A 19677-nucleotide genomic window follows, 5' to 3' on the forward strand; every position below is an offset into this window, starting at 1 on the left:
TCGAAGTAGGTCAAGAGAGGGACACCAGACATGCGTGACGCGTACCACGAGGAACTGGACTCGATCGGTGAAAGCCTGGTCGAGATGGCCCGCCTGGTCGGTTCCGCGATCGGGCGGGCCACGACGTCCATGCTCGACGCCGACCTGAAGCTCGCCGAGAGTGTCATCGCCGCCGACCAGAAGGTCGACGACCTCCAGCACGACCTGGAGGCGCGTGCCATCGCGCTGCTGGCCCGCCAGCAGCCGGTCGCCACGGACCTGCGCATCGTCGTGACCTCGCTGCGGATGAGCGCCGACCTGGAGCGCTCGGGTGACCTGGCCCAGCACGTCGCGAAGCTGGCCCGGCTGCGCTTCCCGGACACGGCGGTGCCGCGTGACCTGCACGCGACCATTCTGGAGATGGGGCAGCTGGCGCAGCGCCTGATGGCGAAGGCCGCCGAGGTCATCATCACGAAGGACGTCGACCTGGCGCTCCAGCTGGAGCAGGACGACGACGAGATGGACCAGCTGCACCGCACGCTGTTCCAGCACCTGATGGACGACCGCTGGAAGCACGGCATCGAGACCGCGGTGGACGTGACCCTGCTGGGCCGCTACTACGAGCGTTTCGCGGACCACGCGGTGTCGGTGGCCAAGCGCGTCGTCTACCTGGTGACGGGCGAGCACGCGGACGAGCTCCAGCCGCCGACGGTGGTCGACGGCGTCTGACCGCCGCCGGACGGCCGCCTGACCGGGCGCTTCCGCTCTGCGCCAATGCGCCGTTGACGCGCCGGTTCGGCTGGGCATGAATGAGGGCGAAGGCAGTCACACGTACGACGTCCCGTACGCCGCCTGCGAGGAGGAACCATGCCCGATTCCCCCGTCCCCATCACCCCGGAACACGAGCAGCAGCCCGCGCCGGAACCGCTCCGCCTGCCACTGCTCGCCGCCTGCGGCTGCGGCTCGGGCTGCGGCTGCGGCTGCCAGTCCGGCGCCCCGTGCCAATGCGGCGGCTGACGCACGACAGGGAAAAGCCCCCTACCGGCGGGAAAACCGCTGGTAGGGGGCTTTTCGTGCGTCAGGGTTACTTCTTGCCCTGGTTCTTGACGGCCTCGATGGCGGCCGCGGCGGCGGTCGGGTCGAGGTAGGTGCCGCCCGGGTTGAGGGGCTTGAAGTCGGCGTCCAGCTCGTAGGAGAGCGGGATGCCGGTCGGGATGTTGAGGCCCGCGATGTCGGCGTCGGAGATGCCGTCCAGGTGCTTGACCAGGGCGCGGAGGCTGTTGCCGTGTGCGGCGACCAGGACGGTGTGGCCGTCCAGGAGGTCCGGGACGATCGAGTCGTACCAGTACGGCAGCATGCGGACGACGACGTCCTTGAGGCACTCGGTGCGCGGGCGGAGCTCCGGCGGGATCGAGGCGTAGCGCGGGTCCTCGGACTGGGAGAACTCCGTGCCGTCCTCAAGGGCCGGCGGCGGGGTGTCGTACGAGCGGCGCCACAGCATGAACTGCTCCTCGCCGAACTCGGCGAGGGTCTGGGCCTTGTCCTTGCCCTGGAGGGCGCCGTAGTGGCGCTCGTTCAGGCGCCAGCTGCGGTGCACGGGGATCCAGTGGCGGTCGGCGGACTCCAGCGCGAGCTGGGCCGTGCGGATCGCGCGCTTCTGGAGCGACGTGTGGACCACGTCGGGGAGCAGGCCGGCGTCCTTGAGCAGCTCACCGCCGCGGACCGCCTCCTTCTCGCCCTTCTCGTTGAGGTTGACGTCCACCCAGCCGGTGAACAGGTTCTTCGCGTTCCACTCGCTCTCGCCGTGGCGGAGGAGGATCAGCTTGTACGGTGCGTCGGCCATGCGTACGAGCCTAATGGACGGCTCGGGACGCTCGCGCGCGGTGCCGGGGCCCTGCCCGATTGACGGCGGGCGTCAATCCAGTGGCGGCCGCCGGGGGTCGGTCGTACGGTGCGAGGAGCTCAAGAGGCACTTACACCACCCGGGGGAATCCGTATGTTTTCTGGCGCTTTGATACGGGTTGCCCGGGAAAGCGTGTCGGGTCTGCCGCGCGCCTTCTGGTGGCTCTGGACGAGCACGCTGATCAACCGGCTCGGGGCTTTCGTCGCCACGTTCATGACCTTGTACCTGACCCTGGAGCGGGGCTATTCGGCCTCCTTCGCGGGACTCGTGGTGGCCCTGCACGGGCTGGGCGGTGTGGCTTCCTCGCTGGTCGCGGGGGTGATGACCGACCGGCTGGGGCGGCGGCCCACGCTGCTGGCGGCGCAGGCCTCGACCGCCTTCTCGGTGGCGCTGCTGGGCTTCATGGAGCACCCGGCGGCGATCGCGGCGGTGGCGCTGCTGGTCGGCATGACGTCCAACGCCTCGCGCCCGGCGGTGCAGGCGATGATGGCGGACATCGTGCGGCCGGAGGACCGGGTACGGGCCTTCGCGCTGAACTACTGGGCCATCAACCTCGGCTTCGCCGCCAGTGCGACGGCGGCCGGGATGATCGCGGAGTACAGCTACCTGGCCGGGTTCCTGGGCGAGGCGGCGCTGACGCTGGTGTGCGCGGTGCTGGTGTTCCTCAAGCTGCCGGAATCGCGGCCGGTGGCCCCGGGCGGGGCGGCGGTGTCGCAGGACGCCGCCGATCCGGCGACCGGGCTCGGCACCGTCCTGCGGGACGGGCGCTTCATGGGTGTGGTCGGGCTGTCGTTCCTGATCTCGCTGGTGTTCACCCAGGGGATGGTGGGCCTGCCGGTGGCGATGGGCGCGGCCGGCTTCTCGCCCGGGGACTACGGGCTGGTCATCGCGGCGAACGGGCTGCTGATCGTGGTGCTCCAGATCCCGGTCACCCGGTTCATCGAGCACCGGGATCCGCGGAAGCTGCTGGTCGTCTCGGCACTGCTGGCGGGGTACGGGTTCGCCCTGACGGCGTTCGCCGGGCCGCTGTGGGCGTACGCCCTGACGGTGTGCGTGTGGACGCTGGCGGAGATCGTGAACTCGCCGACGCAGATGGGCCTGGTGGTCCGGCTGTCCCCGGTCGACGGGCGGGGGCGCTACCAGGGGATGTACACCATGTCGTGGGCGGTGGCCTCGCTGGTGGCGCCGCTGATGGCGGGCTTCGTGATCGACCGCTTCGGGGAGCGGTGGCTGTGGGGCGGTACGGGGCTCCTGGGCACGGTGGCGGCGCTGGGCTACTGGCTGCTCATGCGGCGCCTCCCCGAGGGTGAACCCGCCGCCGTGTCGTCGGCCCCGGCGCCGGTGGCCCCCCTGCCGAAACCGGCCACGGCCGACGCCTGACGCCCTCGGGCGCGGGGCCTGGGGCGGAGCCCCCATCCAGCCCCGCCGGCGTTTGAGGCGCGGGGTCTGGGCGGAGCCCCCATCCACGCCGGCGTTTGAGGCGCGGGGCCTGGGCGGAGCCCCCATCCAGCCCCGCCGGCGTTTGAGGCGCGGGGTCTGGGGCGGAGCCCCAGGAGCCCGGGCGCAGCCCGGGGCCGCTTGCGCGGCGGCGGGCCCCGCAGACCCCCCGCAGGCCCCGCCCAGGGTCAGGCGGACGGCTGCGTCAAATGGCGGAAGGCGTCCAGGTTGTACGTCGGCTCGCCCCGCGACACCCGCCACTCGTACTCGCGTCGGATCGCGCTCGCGAAGCCCAGCTCCAGCAGCGTGTTGAAGGCGCCGTCCGCCGCCTCCAGGACCGTGCCGAGCAGGCGGTCCAGGTCCTCCGGGGTGACCACGGAGAGCGGGAGGCGGGCCGTCAGGTAGACGTCGCCGAGGCTGTCCACCGCGTAGGACAGGCCGTACAGCTTGAGGTTGCGCTCCAGCAGCCAGCGGTGGACGCCCGCCTCGTTCTCGTCCGGGTGACGGATCACGAACGCGTTGACCGAGAGGGAGTGCCGGCCCACCCGCAGCGAGCAGGTGGTGCTCAGCTTGCGGGTGCCGGGCAGCTGGACGACGTAGGAACCGGGCTCCGGGCTCTCCCACCCCAGCCCGGCCTCGGTCAGCGTGGTCTCGATGATCGCGGCGGTGTCAGCCATGGTGGGAGCGTACGCGACGGCGGTGATCGTGCATCGCCCCCGTGTACACGTCGGCCGTGCCGCTCGCGGCCGTGTCCCACCCGAAGAACTGCGCGTGCCGGGCGGCCTCCGCGCCCATCCGGTCCGCGAGCCCCGGCTCGTCGACGAACCGCCGCAGCTCGCGCGCGTAGTCCACCGGGTCGTGCCCGGGTACGAGGATCCCCGTGACCCCGTCGTTGACGGCGACCGGCAGCCCGCCGACCTCGGCCGCGAGCACCGGTGTGCCGGTCGCCTGCGCCTCGATCGCCACGAGCCCGAACGACTCGCTGTACGAGGGCATCACCAGCACCGACGCCGCCCGGAACCAGTCGGCCAGCATGTCCTGCCCGACCGGCGGGTGGAAGTGCACCAGGTCGGCGATGCCCAGCTTCGCGGCGAGCTTCTGGAGCCCCTCCGGCTTGGCGAGGCCGCTGCCGCTGGGACCGCCGACGACGGGGACGAACAGCCGGTGCCGCAGCGCCGGATCCCGGTCCACCAGCTCGGCGACCGCGCGCAGCAGGATGTCGGGGGCCTTCAGCGGCTGGATCCGCCCCGCGAACAGCGGGATCACCGCGTCCTGCGGCAGGCCGAGGCGGGCCCGGGCCGCGGCGCGCCCTTCGCCGACGGTGAAGCGGTCGAGGTTCACGCCGGGGTGGACGACGGCCACCTTGCCGGGGTCGGCCTCGTAGTGCCGTACGAGCTCGTCGGCCTCCTCCGCGGTGTTCGCGATGAGGCGGTCCGCGGCGGCCACGATCTGGGTCTCGCCGATGACGCGGGCGGCGGGCTCGGGCGTGTCGCCCTCGGCCAGCGCCGCGTTCTTGACCTTGGCCATGGTGTGCATGGCGTGCACCAGCGGCACGCCCCAGCGTTCGGCGGCGAGCCAGCCGACGTGACCGGAGAGCCAGTAGTGGGAGTGGACGAGGTCGTAGTAGCCGGGGCGGTGGCCCGCCCAGGCCTGCATCACGCCGTGCGTGAAGGCGCACAGCTGGGCGGGGAGCTCCTCCTTGGCGAGGCCCTCGTACGGGCCCGCGTCCACGTGCCGTACGAGGACGCCCGGGGCCAGCTCGACCACGGGAGCGAGCCCGCCTTCGGTCGCCCGGGTGAAGATCTCGACCTCGATGTTGATCGCGGCGAGCCTCTTGGCCAGCTCCACGATGTACACGTTCATACCGCCGGCGTCGCCGGTGCCGGGCTGGTGCAGGGGTGAGGTGTGCACGCTGAGCATGGCGACGCGGCGGGGCTTGCGGTGGTGGCCGACGGCCGGCATGCGCAGCCTCGGCGGGTCGTGGCGGGTGGAGCGGGCAGCGGCGATCCTGCCGCCGATGCTGCCGCCGAGGCGGGACACGTACTGGCTCAAGGGAGCAGTTCCTCTCGCTCGGACGACGCGTGGACGGCCTTCGGGCGGCATGACGCCGGGCACATGACGCCGGAGGCGTCACGCAGCACACATCACGCAGGACACATCACGCAGGACACATCCGACACATCACGCATGACGGCACACCGGCAAGAGCGCGGTCGGCGCCCTTCATGGAGTGCAACCCGGATGGCCGCGCCCCGCATTCCGGGCCCCCGGGATTTCCTGCTCGGTTTGCCGGATTTTTATCCGGCGCGGGCGCTCGGCTTACCCTCGGCACATGGCTTCCCGCAGTACCCCGCCCCCGAGCCGCCCCGGCCGCCCCGTGGGCACGGTGACCCGCGGGACCACGAACCCGAACCGGCTGCGCCGGATGGACCGCTGGATCGCGTCGACGCACGGGGCCGCGCTGCGGCGGGCGGACGCCCCGGTCGCCGTGGACCTCGGCTACGGGGCCGCGCCCTGGACGGCGGTCGAGCTGCTGGCCCGGCTGCGGGAGGCGGCACCGCTGGTACGGGTGGTCGGCATCGAGATCGAGCCGGCGCGGGTCGCGGGGGCGAAGCCGTACGAGCGTGAGGGGCTGAGCTTCCGGCACGGCGGCTTCGAGGTGCCCCTGGACGGAGGCACCCGGCCCTCCTTGATCCGTGCGGCGAACGTACTGCGCCAGTACGACGAGGAGCAGGTCGCGCAGGTGTGGGCGCGACTGTGCTCCCGGCTGGCTCCGGACGGACTGCTCGTCGAGGGGACGTGTGACGAGATCGGGCGGCGGCACGTGTGGGTCGCGCTGGGACCGGAGGGGGCGCGTACGGTGACGTTCGCGACCCGGCTGGGCTCCCTTGAGCGCCCCTCGGACCTGGCGGAGCGGCTGCCGAAGGCGCTGATCCACCGGAACGTGCCGGGCGAGCCGGTGTACGCGTTCCTGCGCGACTTCGACCGGGCGTGGGCGGCGGCGGCTCCGTACGCCTCGTACGGGGCGCGACAGCGCTGGATCCGAACGGCGCGGGCGCTGTCGGGCGACTGGCCGCTGGCGGACGGGCCGGGGCGGTGGCGGCAGGGGGAACTGACCGTGCGCTGGGAGGCGTTGCGCCCGGCGGGGTGAACACGGCGCGTTGGGGAACCGGTTGCGGGAGCGGCCCGTTGAGTCGGCAGGGGTGGGCGTGACGTGGGCGGACATGATCGGAAAGACCCTCACAAGGGTGTTGCAATTCACCGACTCGTGGCACCATCCCGAAGGCGGTAACAAGTTACTGATGAATAGTCAGATCTGATCCCAGGTCTGGCTCGGGCGCCTGGGGGGACCATGGGGACCGAAGAGCGATCGCACGCGCGGCTGCGACGGAGGGGCGGATCGGCCCTGACGCTGCTGTGCGCGATGGCGATACTGGCGACCCCGGGCATGGCGTACGCCGCGCCCTCGCCTTCCCCTTCCCCCTCCCCTTCTTCGTCCTCGGCCCCTCGGCCGGACGGCGCCAAGTCCCTCGAGCAGGTCCGCAAGGACATCGACGACCTCTACCGCCAGGCCGGTACCGCCACGGACGCGTACAACCTCGCGGAGAGCGAGACCAAGGCGCAGTCCGGCAAGATCGTCGAGATCGCGCTGCAGATCGTCGCGGGCCAGGAGCGGATCTCCTCGCTGAAGAACCGCGCCGGCGCCGCGGCCCGCGCGCAGTACCGCTCGGGCGGGCTCCCGCCGGGCGCGCAGCTGGCGCTGAGCAACGACCCGGCCCAGTTCCTCGACGGGGCGGACCGGCTGCGGCGGGGCGAGAAGGCCGGCTCGGAGCTGCTGTCGGACCTGAACCGGACGCAGAGCGACTTGGAGCAGTACGCCAAGGACGCGAGCGCGGTGTGGCAGAAGCTCGAGGCGAACCGGATCAAGCAGGAGACCTCGAAGAAGAAGATCGAGGAGAAGATCAAGGCCGCGGAGGAGCTGGAGAGCAAGCTGGAGGCCGAGGAGAAGGCCCGGCTGATCCAGCTCGAGCAGGAGGCCCAGTACAAGGCGCAGACGGCGTGGCTGTCGACGGGCGTGCTGAAGGAGCTGCGCGGCTCGGCGACGGACTCGGGGAGGCGGGCCGTCCAGTTCGCCACCGCGCAGATAGGCAAGCCGTACGTGTGGGGCGCCGAGGGGCCGGGCTCGTACGACTGCTCGGGCCTGACGTCCCAGGCCTGGCTGGCGGCGGGCAAGCGCATCCCGCGCACGTCGCAGGAACAGCTGCGGCTGCTCCCGAAGGTCGCGATCAAGGACATGCGCCCGGGCGATCTCATCATCTACTTCGACGACGCGAGCCACGTCGCGATGTACGTCGGCGACGGCGCGATGATCCACGCCCCCCGCCCGGGCCGCAACGTCACCATCGCCGGCGCGGGCTCCATGCCGATCAAGGCCATCGTCCGCCCCGACGCGTAACCTCTCCGGGGCCGCCACCCGCCCGGGGTTCGCCCCCGCGCCCGCCCCGGGTCACCGCGGCGCGGCGGGCCCGGCGTGCCCGGGGCCGGCTGGGCGGTGGAGGGCTGGGTGTCTCGGGGGGCGGGACGGACGGGGGTGCCGTCGTGACGTTGGTCATTCTTTCGGCCCGATTTTCCCCCGCGATAACGGCATATGACGGAGGCGCTCGCCGAATCAGCCATTCCGCTCGGCCGCACCGCGGGCTAGGGTGCGGCGATGAGCGCACCCTCGGGGGGAGGGAAGGAACCGGAAACGATGCCCGTACCCGTACCGCGGCAGAGGGACACCCCGGCCACGGAGAGCGGTCAGGCCGTTCTGCCCACGCCCCCGACGTCCGTAATGTCCCCGATATCCTCGATGTCCCCGACCTCAGTCATGGTCGGCACGGCCGGCCCCGCCGGGCGTACCGGTATCGGGGCTGCGGCGCCGCAGGCGCTTACCCTGCTGGTCATCGAGGACGACCCCGACGGCGGTCTCACCGTCCCCGAGATCTACGACGCCGACGGCCACCGCATCCGGCTCCGTACCGCCCGCAACCTCACCGAGGCGGCCCGGCTGCTCACGCACGACGTGCAGTGCATCCTGCTCGACCTCTCGCTCCCGGACTCGACCGCCCGCGCACCCATCGGTGCCACGGACACGGCCGTAGAAGATCAGCTCGCCACCCTCCGGCAGGTCCTCCGCATCGCCCCCGACCACGCCGTCCTCGTCCTCACCTCAGAGGCCGACGCCCCGCGCGCCGCCGAGGCCGTCCGGGTCGGCGCCCAGGACTTCCTCTTCCGGGACGAGCTGGACGGCCGGCTGCTCAGCCGCGCCATCCGCTACGCGGTGGAGAGAAAACGGGCCGACATCGCCCAGTACAAGCTTGCAGAATCGAAACTGCGCGCCCAGGAGAACGCCCGCCTGGAGCGCGGCCTGCTCCCCAACCCCCTCCTCGAAGGCTCCGACCTCCGCTTCGCCGCCCGCTACCGCCCCGGCCGCAGCCGGGCCCTCCTCGGCGGGGACTTCTACGACACCGTCCGCACCCCCGACGGCACCGTCCACGCGATGATCGGCGACGTCTGCGGCCACGGCCCCGACGAGGCGGCCCTCGGCGTCGAGCTCCGCATCGCCTGGCGCGCGCTCACCCTCGCCGGTCTGTGCGGGGACGACCTCCTCGCCACCCTCCAGGAGGTCCTGGAGGTGGAGCGCCCCTGCGAGGAGATCTTCGCGACGCTGTGCACGGTGGACATCGCCCCGGACGGCCGCCGCGCGGGCCTGTGCCTGGCCGGCCATCCGGCCCCGCTCATATCCCGGCCGGGCCGCCGCGCGCAGCTGCTCCCCTACGAGAACAGCGGCCCGGCACTCGGACTGCTGCCCAAGGCCCGCTGGCCCCGCCGCCAGGTGGAGCTGGGCGGCACCTGGAGCCTGATGCTCTACACCGACGGCCTGATCGAGGGCCGCATCGGCGAGGGCAAGGAGCGCCTCGGCCAGGACGGCATGGTGGAGATGATCAACCGCCACCTGGACGGCGGCCTGAGCGGCGAGAGCCTGCTGGAGGCGTCCGTCACCGAGGCCCGCCGCCTCAACGGCGGGGAGCTCACCGACGACGTCGCCGTGGTCCTGCTCTCCCGCGCCGAGGGCTGAGACCCCCCAGGGGCGCGGAGCTGCGGCCCTACCCGTTAGCGCTCTACCGCGCTCCCGCTACCGCCCGCCGTTGTAGGGCCCGTACGGCCCGTCGCTGCTGCTGCCGCCACGGCGTCGGCCGCCGCCCGAGACCTGCTTGAGGGCCGGGCGCACGTCGACGAAGAACACGATGCTGGCGACCAGGCCGGCGATCTCCAGGAACAGCATCCCGAGGAAGAAGTCCACGAGGACCGTGACGCCGAGGATGACCAGCCAGAAGGTCTTGGTCTGCTTGTCGGCGGCGCGGTACGCGTCCTCGCGCGCCAGCAGCGCCAGCACGAAGGCCACGACGGCGAGCGCCAGCATGGCGAACCCGAGCAACGGGAGTACCCCGTTATCGAACCCGTTCATCAACATCGCCTGACCGCCTTCTCACGCTACGCACGCCTGATGCCGCCTGCCTCCACGCTACCGGCACAGCGGCCTCCACAGACAACACACAAACAACAACGGACCGGACACCCCTCCGGTGCCCGGCCCGCCATGCTGATATTCGGCTTCCGAATCAGCTCTCGTCGCCCGGCGTGGCGGCGACGGTCTTCTTCGCGGTGCTCTTGCGCGCCGTGGTCTTGCGCGCGGCCGGCTTCTCCTCGGCGGAGGTCGCGGCGGGGGCTTCGGCGGACGCCTCGGCCGCGGGCTCCGGCTCGACGACCTCGGCGATGTCGACGATCTCCTCGGAGAGCTCGCCCCGCCAGGCACGTACGGCCTGCTCGCCGTGCTCGGCGACCTTGTCGTAGGTCTCCTTGGCGCGTACGGCGTACTCGGCGGCCACGCCGACACCGCGCAGCGCCAGATCCTGGGCGGCTTCGCCCAGCTTCTTCGGGTCGATCGCCCCGAGGACCTCGGCGACCTTGGCGGTCACCGCCTCCTGGGCCTCCTTGGCCTTCTCCTGAACGACCTTCGGGTCGGTGTTCTTCACGGCCTCGATCCGCGCGGGGGCCTCGGCACGCAGCTGCTCGATGAGGCCGGGCACCTTCTTGGCCTGCTGCACGGCCAGGTCGGCGGTGCCGGCGGCGAAGTAGAGCGGGGTGGGGTCGGTGAGGGTCTTCTTCAGGTCATCGGCGATGGCCATGTGCTGGTCCTCCCGGATCACAGTCAGTTCGTATGGGGCAACTCGTCGTTCGCTGCATCGTGCGCCGCGTCGTTCGCCGGATCGTGCGCCACGCCGTTCGCCGGATCGTGCGCCGCGTCATGTGTCGCGGCGTCGTGCGCGTTCTCCTTGCGGAACGAGTCGTAGATCTGGAGCAGCACCTGCTTCTGCCGCTCGTTGATGGACGGGTCGGCGAGGATGACGGCCCGCGTCTCCACCTCGTCCCGGTCCCGCTCATCCAGGATCCCGGCCTGCACATACAGCGTCTCCGCGGAGATCCGCAGCGCCTTGGCGAGCTGCTGGAGGATGTCCGCGCTCGGCTTGCGCAGCCCGCGCTCGATCTGGCTCAGGTACGGATTCGACACGCCCGCCGCCTCGGCCAGCTGCCGCAGCGAGAGCTGGGCCTGCCGCCGCTGCTCGCGGAGGTATTCGCCGAGATTTCCGACGTTGAGCGATGCCATGCCCCGATCCTGCCGCACCTTGCTAACTATTGCAAGCAGGCGCTTGCAACATCTCCCACGCTCAGCCCTCCAGCACCGTCACATCCAGCCCGCCCAGCCGGGCCGGGTCCACGATGATGTCGATCGCGGCGATACGGCCGCCGCTGACCGTGAACGCCGAGACCGCGACCGCCTTGCCGCCCGGCGGAATCGTGACGATGCCCAGCGCGCCGTTGACCAGCGCGGGCACCGCGTACGGGGCGAGCCGCTGGAAGGTGAGCGCCTGCCGGGCCACCGCGCCCGCGCCCAGGGCCACCTCCGCGAGGTCCACCCGCAGCACCACCTCCGGGTCGAGCAGCGCGATCAGGCCCTCGAAGCTTCCGCCCCGGGCGGCCGCGAGCCAGGCGCCCACGATCTCCTTCTGCCGCCCGCGGTCCCGGTCCGGGGCCGGCGCCTGGCCCTGGACCCGGTGCCTGGCTCGGCTGGCCAGCTGCCGGGTGGCGGCCGGGGTGCGCTCCACGATGGGCGCGATCTCGTCGAAGGGCACCCCGAACATGTCGTGCAGCACGAACGACAGCCGCTCGGCGGGCGCCAGCTGCTCCAGTACGACGAGCAGCGCGAGCCCCACCGAATCCGCGAGCAGTACCTCCTGCTCGGGGTCCAGCCCGTCCGGCGGACTCAGCAGCGGCTCCGGAATGCTCATCGGGCCGTCGAGCGACTCCTCGCGGCGCGCCTTGCGGGAGCGCAGCTGGTCCAGGCAGACCCGGGCGACGACGGTGGTCAGCCAGCCGCCCAGGTTCTGCACCGCGCCGGCGTCCGAGCGGTCGAGCCGGATCCAGGCCTCCTGGACGGCGTCCTCGGCCTCGGCCACCGAGCCGAGCATCCGGTACGCCACCGCCCGCAGGTGGCCGCGCTGCTCCTCGAAGCGCGCTGCCAGGAAGTCGTTCCGGTCGTCGTCCGCGCCCATCGTGGTGTCCCCTCGTCCTTCGTCGGCCTGGTCCGCGTTCGCGCCGCCTCTACCGTCCTGACGGACGCCGCCCCGCCCGTGTGACAGCAGCCGGAGTCGGATTCGGAATCCGCGTCAGAAGACGTCCGGGCACCACGGACGCCGCGCGGTGCGGAACACCGCGTCCGCCAGCTCCGCCGCCCCCGGCCGCTCCTGCGTGATCCGGCCGAGCGCGGCCAGCCGGACCGCCGACTCGTCCCCGAGGTACAGCGCGCCCAGGGCTGCCACGTCGAGCCGCAGATCCGCCGCCTCCCCCGTGGGCGCGCACTCCCGCGTGCCCGCGTCCAGCCGGTAGCGGCCGCCGGACAGCCCCGTCGGGTCGGTCACCTCCAGGACCAGCACACCGGGGACGGCGTACGTCCGCGCGCGCAGCGCCCGTACGACGTCCAGCACCCGCACCCACAGGAAGTCCGCGGCGGTTACGATCCCCGCCGCCCGCGGGTCGGGCAGCAGCTGCGCGACGAGGTCGTCGGGGGCGCGGAGACCGGTGCGGACCTTCAGCACCCAGTCGATGGAGCACAGGAAGTGCCACAGGGCCCGCTCCGCTTCCGGGGTGGCCGCGAGCAGCTCCTTGACCTGGAGGGTGTTCAGCGGGATCTTCGCATCGGTCCAGTGGTCGTCGGCCTTGTACGCGACCAGGCCCGCCACCTCGCCCTGCGGCGTCCGGTACACGGCGTAGAACTTCTCCTGGTACGGGCGGTGCGAGATCTCCTCGGCCCCAGTGGCCAGGCTCCACCAGCGCGCGTTCCGGCTCACCATGCCGTGCCGGGTCGTCCGCAGCCGCTCGTGCAGCCCCGGGCCCACCCGCCGGACCTCAGCCACGTCCACCAGGTCGATCCGCCCGCCGTCCGCGGGGCCCGACCAGCGCGGGTCGAGTCCGGTGCGCGGTACGTCGATCTCCCATTCCGAGACGGACGCGGCGGGCCCGTACCCGTACCGTCCGTAGATCGGGTACTCGGCGGCGATCAGCGTGGACAGCACGTCACCGCGCGCCTTGGCAGCCGTGAGCTCGGCGGTCATCATCCGCGTCAGCAGGCCCTGGCGGCGGTGCGTGGGCAGTACGCCGACATTGGTGACGGCGCTGGAGGGGACGGCCGCACCGCCGGGCACGGTCAGCTCCTGGGCGAAGGACCGGAAGGCCGCCACACAGCGGCCCGTGTCGGCGTCGAAGGCGCCCAGGGTGCGGGCGAGGTCGCCGCACTTGGCCCGCTGGGCGACATCGCCCGGCGTGTCCCGCTCCGTGCGCAGGAAGCCCGTGTTCACGGTGCGCAGCCACTCGGGGAGTTCGGATTCGGTGATCGGCCGGACATCTGCACTCATGCACGGCACGCTAAACCGCCACCCGGCCCCAAGTCGCCTGCTTTTCCAGGGCGCTTACGCCGCTTACACCAGCAGGTCGTCCACCTGCGCCTCGCCCTCCCGGTAGCGCCGGGTGATCTCCGCGCTGGAGTCGTCCGCGGTGCGCTGGAGCTGCTGGCGGCGCCGCGAGACCTGCTGCTCGTACCGCACCAGGCGGCCCATCCCCTCGTGCAGTTCGCCATCCGTGCGCGCGGCAAGGTCGGAGAGTTCCACGTCGGACAGCATCTCCGCCGCCAGCAGCCGGAATTCCTCGCTGTGCGGGGTGCCGAGCGTGACGTGCCGGGCGGAGGCGCTGCGGCGGGAGGGGGCGTCGGCGAGGATCTCCGAGAGCCGGTCCACCACCGGCGTTTCGGGGGACACCGGGGCCTCGGGGTCGCACCGCCGGGCCAGTTCGGCGCGCAGGATGTCGATGCGGCCCTGGAGAAGTCTGCGTACGTAGCTCAGATCGGCCTCGTCGCGCTGTGCGTCGCGGCGCAGGGCCCGCAGCTCCGGGAGCCCGAGCGCGGTGGCCAGACCGACGACCGGGCCGACGACCGGGCCGACGACCGGGCCGGACGGGCCGGACGGCTCCTGCACCTCGCCGGTGCGCTGCGCGGGCGGTCGTACCGCGGCAACGGGCAGGGCGGTGGGCAGGACGCCGGCAGTGGCTGTGGCGGAAGCGGGTGATGCAGGTACGGAGGTACCAGAGGTATTCATACGAACGGATCCGTCCCCTCGACCGGTGAATGGGGGCTCCCCGGGCCCGAAGGGCCATGGGCAGCACCGCCTGCATGCATCGTGCCACTCTCCGTGGTGCCGACGCAGTCCCAGTCCACCCGATCGGCCCCGGACGGGTGCACGCCTGGTACACAGGTGGTATGCGAGCAGTGGTGCAGAGGGTGGACGGCGCGAGCGTCGTGGTGGCCGGCGAGACCGTGGGCGAGATCGTCGGCGAGGGACTGTGCGTGCTGGTGGGGGTGACCCACGACGACACCCCTGAGAAAGCGGCGCTGCTGGCGCGCAAGCTGTGGTCCGTGCGGATCCTGGAGGCCGAGAAGTCCTGTAGCGACGTGGGCGCGCCGCTGCTGGTGATCTCCCAGTTCACGCTCTACGGGGACGCCCGCAAGGGCCGCCGCCCCACCTGGAACGCGGCCGCGCCCGGACCGGTCGCCGAGCCGCTGGTCGACGAGGTCGTGGCGCAGCTGCGGGCGCTGGGCGCGACGGTGGAAACGGGCCGGTTCGGCGCGGACATGCGGGTCTCGCTGACCAACCACGGCCCGTTCACCATCGTCATCGACATCTAGTGCATCGATACGACGCTACGGCGCTACGACGACCTCCTGCGCGGCGGCCGTCTTCCCGGCCAGCAGCGGCGCGTCCACCGGCACGTTCCGCTTGACCAGCGCCAGCGCGATCGGCCCCAGCTCGTGGTGGCGGACCGCAGTGGTCACGAAGCCCAGCTGGCGGCCCTCCTCCCCGTCGGCGGCGAGCCGGACGGGCGTGCCGTGCGCGGGGAGCAGCACCTCGGATCCGTCCAGGTGCAGGAAGACCAGACGGCGCGGGGGCTTCCCCAGGTTGTGGACGCGGGCCACCGTCTCCTGGCCGCGGTAGCAGCCCTTCTGGAGGTGCACGGCGGTGCCGATCCAGCCGAGCTCGTGCGGGATGGTGCGGTGGTCGGTCTCCTGGCCGAGCCGCGGCCGGTGCGCCTCCACGCGCAGGGCCTCGTAGGCGAGCAGACCGGCGGCCGGGCCGTGGGAGGCGGCGAACGCCTCCAGCTCGGCGCGCGGCAGGAAGATGTCGCGGCCGTACGGGGTCTCCCGTACCGCGAGCTCCTTGGCGACCTCGGCGATGGAGCCGGCCGGCAGGTGCACGACCGCGAACTCCTCGGTCCGGTCGGCGACTTCGACCCGGTAGAAGAACTTCATCGACTCCAGGTAGGCGATCAGCGCCTCCTGCGTGCCCGGCTCGACGTGCGCCCAGACCGTCTCGCCGTCGTCGACGAGGTACAGCGCGTGCTCGATGTGGCCGTTGGCGGAGAGGATCAGCGCCTCGGTTGCCTGGCCGGCCGGGAGGTCGCTGACGTGCTGGGTGAGCAGCAGGTGCAGCCAGCTCAGCCGTTCCGGGCCGGTGACGGTGACGACCCCGCGGTGGGAGAGGTCGACGAAGCCGCGGCCGTCGGCGAGGGTGCGTTGTTCGCCGTAGAGCTCTCCGTAGTGGGCGGCGACGCCCTCGTCACGGCCTTCGGCGGGTACGGCGCCGGGAAGATGGAGCAAGGGGCTGCTGGTCATGGCACCAAGCCTACGACCCTCCCCGAGGGTGCCCTAGGCCCCCTGGGCCCGGGCGTCGCGGTGCTTGGCGGCGCATTTCTTGCAGAGGCCGAAGATCGCGAAGTGCTTCATGTCGGTCTCGAACCCGAAGGTCGCGCGGAGCTTCTCGGTGAACTCGGCGGCGACGTCCACGTCCGCCTCGATGACGTCGGTGCAGTCGCGGCAGACCAGGTGCATGTGGTGGTGCCGGTCGGCGAGGTGGTACGTGGGCGCGCCGTGCCCGAGGTGGGCGTGCGAGACCAGCTTGAGCTCCTCCAGGAGCTCAAGCGTGCGGTAGACGGTGGAGATGTTCACACCGGAGGCGGTCTTGCGCACCTGGGCGAGGATCTCGTCCGGGGTGGCGTGCTCCAGGGTGTCGACGGCTTCCAGCACGAGCTGGCGCTGCGGTGTCAGCCGGTATCCGCGCTGCCGCAGGTCGCTCTTCCAGTCGGTGCCGCCCTGGGGGCTTTCGGTGCTCTCGGTGCTCACCACCCGGCCAGTGTAAGCGCGCGAAGGGGACCGCGGGCTGCCCGCGGTCCCCTTCTTCCACAGCCTGTGGACGTCTCGGCGCCCGGCCGCCTCAGCGGAAGAACGCGATCCCGTCGTCCGGCATGTCCGGGAGGTTGCGCGCCATCTCGGCGACCTCCTCGGGGGAGACGACCTTCTTCAGCTGGGCCGACATGTACGGGCGCAGCTCGACGGACGGGGTGGTCTTCTCGCCGACCCACATCAGGTCGCCCTTGACGTAGCCGTAGAGCCGCTTGCCGCCGCTGTGCGGGCGGGCCGCCGCGGTGCGCGCAACCGCGTCGGTGATCAGGTCGATCTGGGGCTTCTGGTCGGCGAGCTCGCCGTACCAGATCTCGACGACGCCCTGGTCGCGGACCATGACGATCTCGACCTTGCGGTCCTTGTCGATGCGCCAGTAACCGGTCTCGGACTCCAGGGGCCGCACCTTGTTGCCCTCGGCGTCGAGCACCCAGGTGTGCGAGCGGTACTCCAGGAAGTCCCGGCCGTCGTGGCCGAAGACCACTTCCTGGCCGAAGTTGCACTTCTCTTCACCGGGGTAGTCGAAGACGCCCGCGCCCTCCCAGGTGCCGAGGAGGAAGGCGAGGGGGACGAGGCCCGGGTTCAGGTCGGACGGGATCTGGATCATGAATGGCTGCTCAGGCGATCTGTGGGAGGGGTTCCGGGGTCCGGGCGGGCGGCTGATCCGGGGAGATCAGCGCTGGCCCTGGTACAGCTTCTTCACGGCCAGGCCGGTGAAGGCGAGAACGCCGACGCAGACCAGGACCAGCAGGGAGGTGAAGACTGCCTCAAGCACGGGGTGCTCCTCGGAGTATGGAAGGCAATACGGGGCCGGTCCCCAAGCCTACTGGCCCGGGGACCGGTGCACTCTGTGAGGTAGGCCGAACCCGTCGCTCAGCTGAGCAGCTGGCTCTGCAGGATCACCGTCTGGTGGAAGGGGACGGTGGCCGCGCCGCCCTTGCGGGTCTGGAGGATCACGGCCTGGACGTCACCTGCCTGGAGGCAGCCGAGCCGGGTCTGCTCGTCACCGAAGGGCTTGATCTCCTGGTAGAGGCTGATATCGCTGATGCTGAGGGTGCCGGGGTTGCCGAAGCTGCCGTAGCCCTCCGCCCCGATGGGGCTGCGCTGCGACCACTTGGCCTTGCTCCACGCTGTGTCGACCTCGAAGGCGGCGGCACTGGCGAGCCGGGTGTCGGTGTTGCAGCCCGGGAAGGTGTCCACGAAACCGGACGAGTGAAAGCGCAGCAGGTAGATACGGGTCCGGGTGCCGTCGGGCATGGTCCAGCCCCGGCCGACGAGCTGGCGCAGCCCCTCGTACTCAAGGGACTCCTTCAGCTTCGGCCGGCTCTCGGAGGCGTACTCCTCCAGGAAGGAGTCGGTGGCCACCTTTCCGTCCTTGTCCGCCTTGAGGCCGTCGTCCGGCTCGGCACCCTCGGGAGCCGTCAGCAGCAGCGCGCTCAGCGCCGCGTAGTGCGTGCCGTCCTTGTTGTTGTCCAGGTCCTTGAACAGCGGGGCGCCGGGCGGCAGCTCGGGCATGGCAAGCGCCGGGTAGTTCCAGCGGCCGTCGGGCAGGGTCGACAGCCCGGGGATCTCGGTGCGCTCGGGCTGGGTGACCCCGTACGCGGCGCCGGCGCCGGCCGCCGCGAAGACGAGCACGGCGGCGGTCCAGCGCAGGGCGGCGAACAGCCTGCGGCGGTCCTTCGGCGTGGCCGGGACCGCGGGCGGGACGGCATGCGGGACGGCGTCCTCCGGTGCGTCCACGTCCACGTCCACGTCGACGTCCACGGACGACAGGGCGCTCGTAGCTCCGGTGGCTCCGGTGGTGTGCTGCTCGGTCACGCGGACTCCCCGGGGGACTTCAGGTGGTTCAGCTGCTGCTTGAACAGGTCAACGGCGGTTTTCACGGCGAGCCGGGACCCGTACGCCCGGAAGCTCACCAGCACATCGCCCTCAAGGGCCACGCAGTCGAGGGAGTCGAGCTTTTCCTTCTCGTCCCTGCCCTGCCGTCCGTCGACGACGTCCGACAGCACGCACTTGGCCTCGGGAAAGCCGTCCACCTTGGGCACGTCGCGCTTGCCGCCGAGCTTCTCCAGGATGACGAGGAGCTTCTTGCTGAAGTCCGAGAAGGAGGACAGGGCCTGCGGGTCGGCCTGCATCAGCTCGATCTCGGTGACGTCCCGTTCGGGGAGCCTGTAGAAGCTGCGGCCGGCCAGGCCCTTGAGCTTCAGGTCGGCCAGGGCCTTGTCCCGCTCAGCGCGCTCGCTGCTGGACAGGCCCGTCCGGGAGTCCTTCATGCTCTGCATCGCGCGTTCGCCGGAGACGTAGAAGTCGTTGCCCTCGTCGTCGAGGTCGGGGCCGAGGTGGGCGTCGGAGGGCAGCGGCAGCAGCTTGGCCATGAGGGCATTGCGCGGCACGCTCGGGACCGGCTTCGACTCGTCCGTCGGGAGGGGGCCGGCCGGCACCCAGTACTGCACGGGGGAGGTCCGGTCCGCGGCGTCGATCCTGCCCGACCCCCAGATGCCGGCGCCCGCGAGGACGGCGAGGCCGAGCCCGCCCGCGACCAGGGCGGCCGCCTTGCGGCTCACCCGGCGCGGGGGCCGCGTGGAGGCGGGCGGCTCCTGGCCCGCATGCGGTTCCTGGCCCGCATGCGGTCCGGTCACGGCCGGTTCGGTCACGGCCGGCGTGGTCACGGCCGGCGTGGTCACGGCATCGTTTCGCTGCTCGCTCACAGCCGCTCCATCTGTCGCTTGGCCAGGTCGATGATCTCGCGTTCGGAGAGGTCACCGCGGTTGTTCGTGAGCTCCACGTCCATGACGATGTCGCCGCGGCGGACGATGGCCCGGCTCGTGCGCAGGGGGACGTACCCTGGCTTCTCGCTGACCTTGAAGAGCCATCCGTGGCCGAAGTCCGCGGGCACCCCGGGCAGGGTGAAACCGCTGTTGCCCGCGTACTTGTCGGTCGCCATGTAGCCGAACGGCGCTTTGTAGTTGCTCTCCGCGCCCGAACGCTCCTGGAACTGGAGCAGCCGGATCTCGACGAAGTCGTGCTCGCCCTGCTGCCACGACGCGGTGGCGATCCGCCGCACGCCGTCGGAGATCAGGCCGGGGAAGCCGCCGCGGGGGTGCTCGTAGAAGTACGCCGCGAACTCGTCGGCGGACTCGTACCCGGAGGTGGCGTCCTTCGCCCCGTCCGGGGCCTCCAGCAGCTTCTTGACCAGGTCTTCGTCGGCCTTGTCCCAGCGGTTGGCGTTGACGGAACGCCGGCTCGTCCCCTCGTTTGCCGCGACCGGCAGCGGCATGGCCATCCTCTGCTGCGCCAGCGGCGGCAGCGGGGTCGGCTCGCGGTCGTACTGGATCGTGTAGCCGGTGACCGTGCCCGCGAGGACGCCGAGTACGGCCGCGCCGGCGATCAGGAGCGGCGTGCGCCCCCGGTGGCGGCGCGGGGCGGTTTGTTCATGTTCCAAGGAGGTCCCCCCACAGGACAGAGGCGCCGG

The 19677-nt window shown here is 71.8% G+C and carries 22 protein-coding genes; 7 read left to right on the plus strand and 15 right to left on the minus strand.

Annotated features, from left to right (window positions below; translation table 11 throughout):
* Positions 1-30: 30 nt before the first annotated feature.
* Entirely contained in the window at positions 31-708 is a 678-nt protein-coding gene (phoU, locus tag J7I97_RS26455) for a phosphate signaling complex protein PhoU (RefSeq protein WP_214939292.1), read from the plus strand.
* Positions 709-846: 138 nt separating this feature from the next.
* Positions 847-996 (plus strand): hypothetical protein, encoded by a 150-nt coding sequence (locus tag J7I97_RS26460; protein ID WP_214939295.1) that lies wholly within the window; start codon positions 847-849, stop codon positions 994-996.
* Positions 997-1063: 67 nt separating this feature from the next.
* On the opposite strand, the gene J7I97_RS26465 is transcribed toward J7I97_RS26460, so the two are convergent.
* Entirely contained in the window at positions 1064-1822 is a 759-nt protein-coding gene (locus J7I97_RS26465; RefSeq protein ID WP_214939296.1) for a phosphoglyceromutase, read from the minus strand.
* Positions 1823-1975: 153 nt separating this feature from the next.
* Between J7I97_RS26465 and J7I97_RS26470 the strand changes: the two genes are divergently transcribed.
* A complete protein-coding gene (locus J7I97_RS26470) occupies positions 1976-3262 on the plus strand; it encodes an MFS transporter (protein ID WP_214939298.1) in 1287 nt (428 codons plus the stop codon).
* A 245-nt stretch (positions 3263-3507) separates the two neighbouring features.
* On the opposite strand, the gene J7I97_RS26475 is transcribed toward J7I97_RS26470, so the two are convergent.
* Positions 3508-3996, minus strand: coding sequence for a YbjN domain-containing protein (locus tag J7I97_RS26475; protein WP_214939300.1), 489 nt, complete (start codon positions 3994-3996; stop codon positions 3508-3510).
* A complete protein-coding gene (gene mshA, locus J7I97_RS26480) occupies positions 3989-5371 on the minus strand; it encodes a D-inositol-3-phosphate glycosyltransferase (protein WP_214939302.1) in 1383 nt (460 codons plus the stop codon). The genes J7I97_RS26475 and mshA overlap by 8 nt, the downstream gene beginning before the upstream one ends.
* A 280-nt stretch (positions 5372-5651) precedes the next feature.
* Between mshA and J7I97_RS26485 the strand changes: the two genes are divergently transcribed.
* From J7I97_RS26485 to J7I97_RS26495, 3 genes are all read left to right on the plus strand, one after another.
* The gene (locus J7I97_RS26485) at positions 5652-6470 is read left to right on the plus strand and encodes a class I SAM-dependent methyltransferase (RefSeq protein ID WP_214939304.1); all 819 of its coding nucleotides are present in this window, start codon (positions 5652-5654) and stop codon (positions 6468-6470) included.
* A 201-nt stretch (positions 6471-6671) separates the two neighbouring features.
* A complete protein-coding gene (locus J7I97_RS26490; RefSeq protein WP_214939307.1) occupies positions 6672-7775 on the plus strand; it encodes a C40 family peptidase in 1104 nt (367 codons plus the stop codon).
* A gap of 255 nt (positions 7776-8030) precedes the next feature.
* Positions 8031-9440, plus strand: a complete 1410-nt coding sequence (locus J7I97_RS26495) for a PP2C family protein-serine/threonine phosphatase (RefSeq protein ID WP_374195515.1) — start codon at positions 8031-8033, stop codon at positions 9438-9440.
* Positions 9441-9497: 57 nt separating this feature from the next.
* On the opposite strand, the gene J7I97_RS26500 is transcribed toward J7I97_RS26495, so the two are convergent.
* The 6 genes from J7I97_RS26500 to J7I97_RS26525 all read right to left on the minus strand — a co-directional run bounded on the left by J7I97_RS26500 (position 9498) and on the right by J7I97_RS26525 (position 14070).
* On the minus strand, positions 9498-9836 hold the full coding sequence (locus tag J7I97_RS26500) for a DUF2516 family protein (protein ID WP_214939310.1): 339 nt from the start codon (positions 9834-9836) through the stop codon (positions 9498-9500).
* A 148-nt stretch (positions 9837-9984) separates the two neighbouring features.
* The gene (locus tag J7I97_RS26505; RefSeq protein ID WP_214939313.1) at positions 9985-10551 is read right to left on the minus strand and encodes a hypothetical protein; all 567 of its coding nucleotides are present in this window, start codon (positions 10549-10551) and stop codon (positions 9985-9987) included.
* A gap of 23 nt (positions 10552-10574) precedes the next feature.
* Positions 10575-11030 carry a helix-turn-helix domain-containing protein gene (locus J7I97_RS26510; RefSeq protein WP_214939316.1) on the minus strand — a complete coding sequence of 152 codons (456 nt, stop codon included), beginning with the start codon at positions 11028-11030 and terminating at the stop codon, positions 10575-10577.
* A 61-nt stretch (positions 11031-11091) separates the two neighbouring features.
* Entirely contained in the window at positions 11092-11976 is an 885-nt protein-coding gene (locus tag J7I97_RS26515) for a sigma-70 family RNA polymerase sigma factor (protein WP_214939318.1), read from the minus strand.
* Positions 11977-12090: 114 nt separating this feature from the next.
* The gene (locus J7I97_RS26520) at positions 12091-13335 is read right to left on the minus strand and encodes a GNAT family N-acetyltransferase (protein WP_214939321.1); all 1245 of its coding nucleotides are present in this window, start codon (positions 13333-13335) and stop codon (positions 12091-12093) included.
* Positions 13336-13398: 63 nt separating this feature from the next.
* Positions 13399-14070 (minus strand): AmfC protein, encoded by a 672-nt coding sequence (locus J7I97_RS26525; protein WP_251059190.1) that lies wholly within the window; start codon positions 14068-14070, stop codon positions 13399-13401.
* 161 nt (positions 14071-14231) lie between these two features.
* On the opposite strand from J7I97_RS26525, the gene dtd reads away from it, so the two are divergent.
* Complete coding sequence (gene dtd, locus J7I97_RS26530; RefSeq protein WP_214939324.1) at positions 14232-14657, plus strand: D-aminoacyl-tRNA deacylase; 426 nt, start codon at positions 14232-14234, stop codon at positions 14655-14657.
* A gap of 15 nt (positions 14658-14672) precedes the next feature.
* Here the strand turns inward: dtd and J7I97_RS26535 are convergent, their stop codons facing one another.
* From J7I97_RS26535 to J7I97_RS26560, 6 genes are all read right to left on the minus strand, one after another.
* Positions 14673-15641: a folate-binding protein YgfZ gene (locus J7I97_RS26535; RefSeq protein WP_214939326.1), complete on the minus strand. Its 969-nt coding sequence runs from the start codon at positions 15639-15641 to the stop codon at positions 14673-14675.
* A 33-nt stretch (positions 15642-15674) separates the two neighbouring features.
* Positions 15675-16148, minus strand: a complete 474-nt coding sequence (locus tag J7I97_RS26540) for a Fur family transcriptional regulator (RefSeq protein WP_214939329.1) — start codon at positions 16146-16148, stop codon at positions 15675-15677.
* Between the two features lie 91 nt (positions 16149-16239).
* Positions 16240-16812, minus strand: coding sequence for an FABP family protein (locus J7I97_RS26545; RefSeq protein WP_214939331.1), 573 nt, complete (start codon positions 16810-16812; stop codon positions 16240-16242).
* 266 nt (positions 16813-17078) lie between these two features.
* Positions 17079-18023, minus strand: coding sequence for a hypothetical protein (locus J7I97_RS26550; protein WP_308369402.1), 945 nt, complete (start codon positions 18021-18023; stop codon positions 17079-17081).
* Entirely contained in the window at positions 18020-18913 is an 894-nt protein-coding gene (locus tag J7I97_RS26555; RefSeq protein ID WP_251059191.1) for a hypothetical protein, read from the minus strand. Before J7I97_RS26555 ends, J7I97_RS26550 begins: the two co-directional genes overlap by 4 nt.
* Positions 18910-19647: a hypothetical protein gene (locus tag J7I97_RS26560; protein ID WP_214939334.1), complete on the minus strand. Its 738-nt coding sequence runs from the start codon at positions 19645-19647 to the stop codon at positions 18910-18912. The genes J7I97_RS26555 and J7I97_RS26560 overlap by 4 nt, the downstream gene beginning before the upstream one ends.
* Positions 19648-19677 lie beyond the last annotated feature (30 nt).

The organism is Streptomyces sp. ISL-87, from assembly GCF_018614095.1.
Lineage (GTDB): Bacteria > Actinomycetota > Actinomycetes > Streptomycetales > Streptomycetaceae > Streptomyces.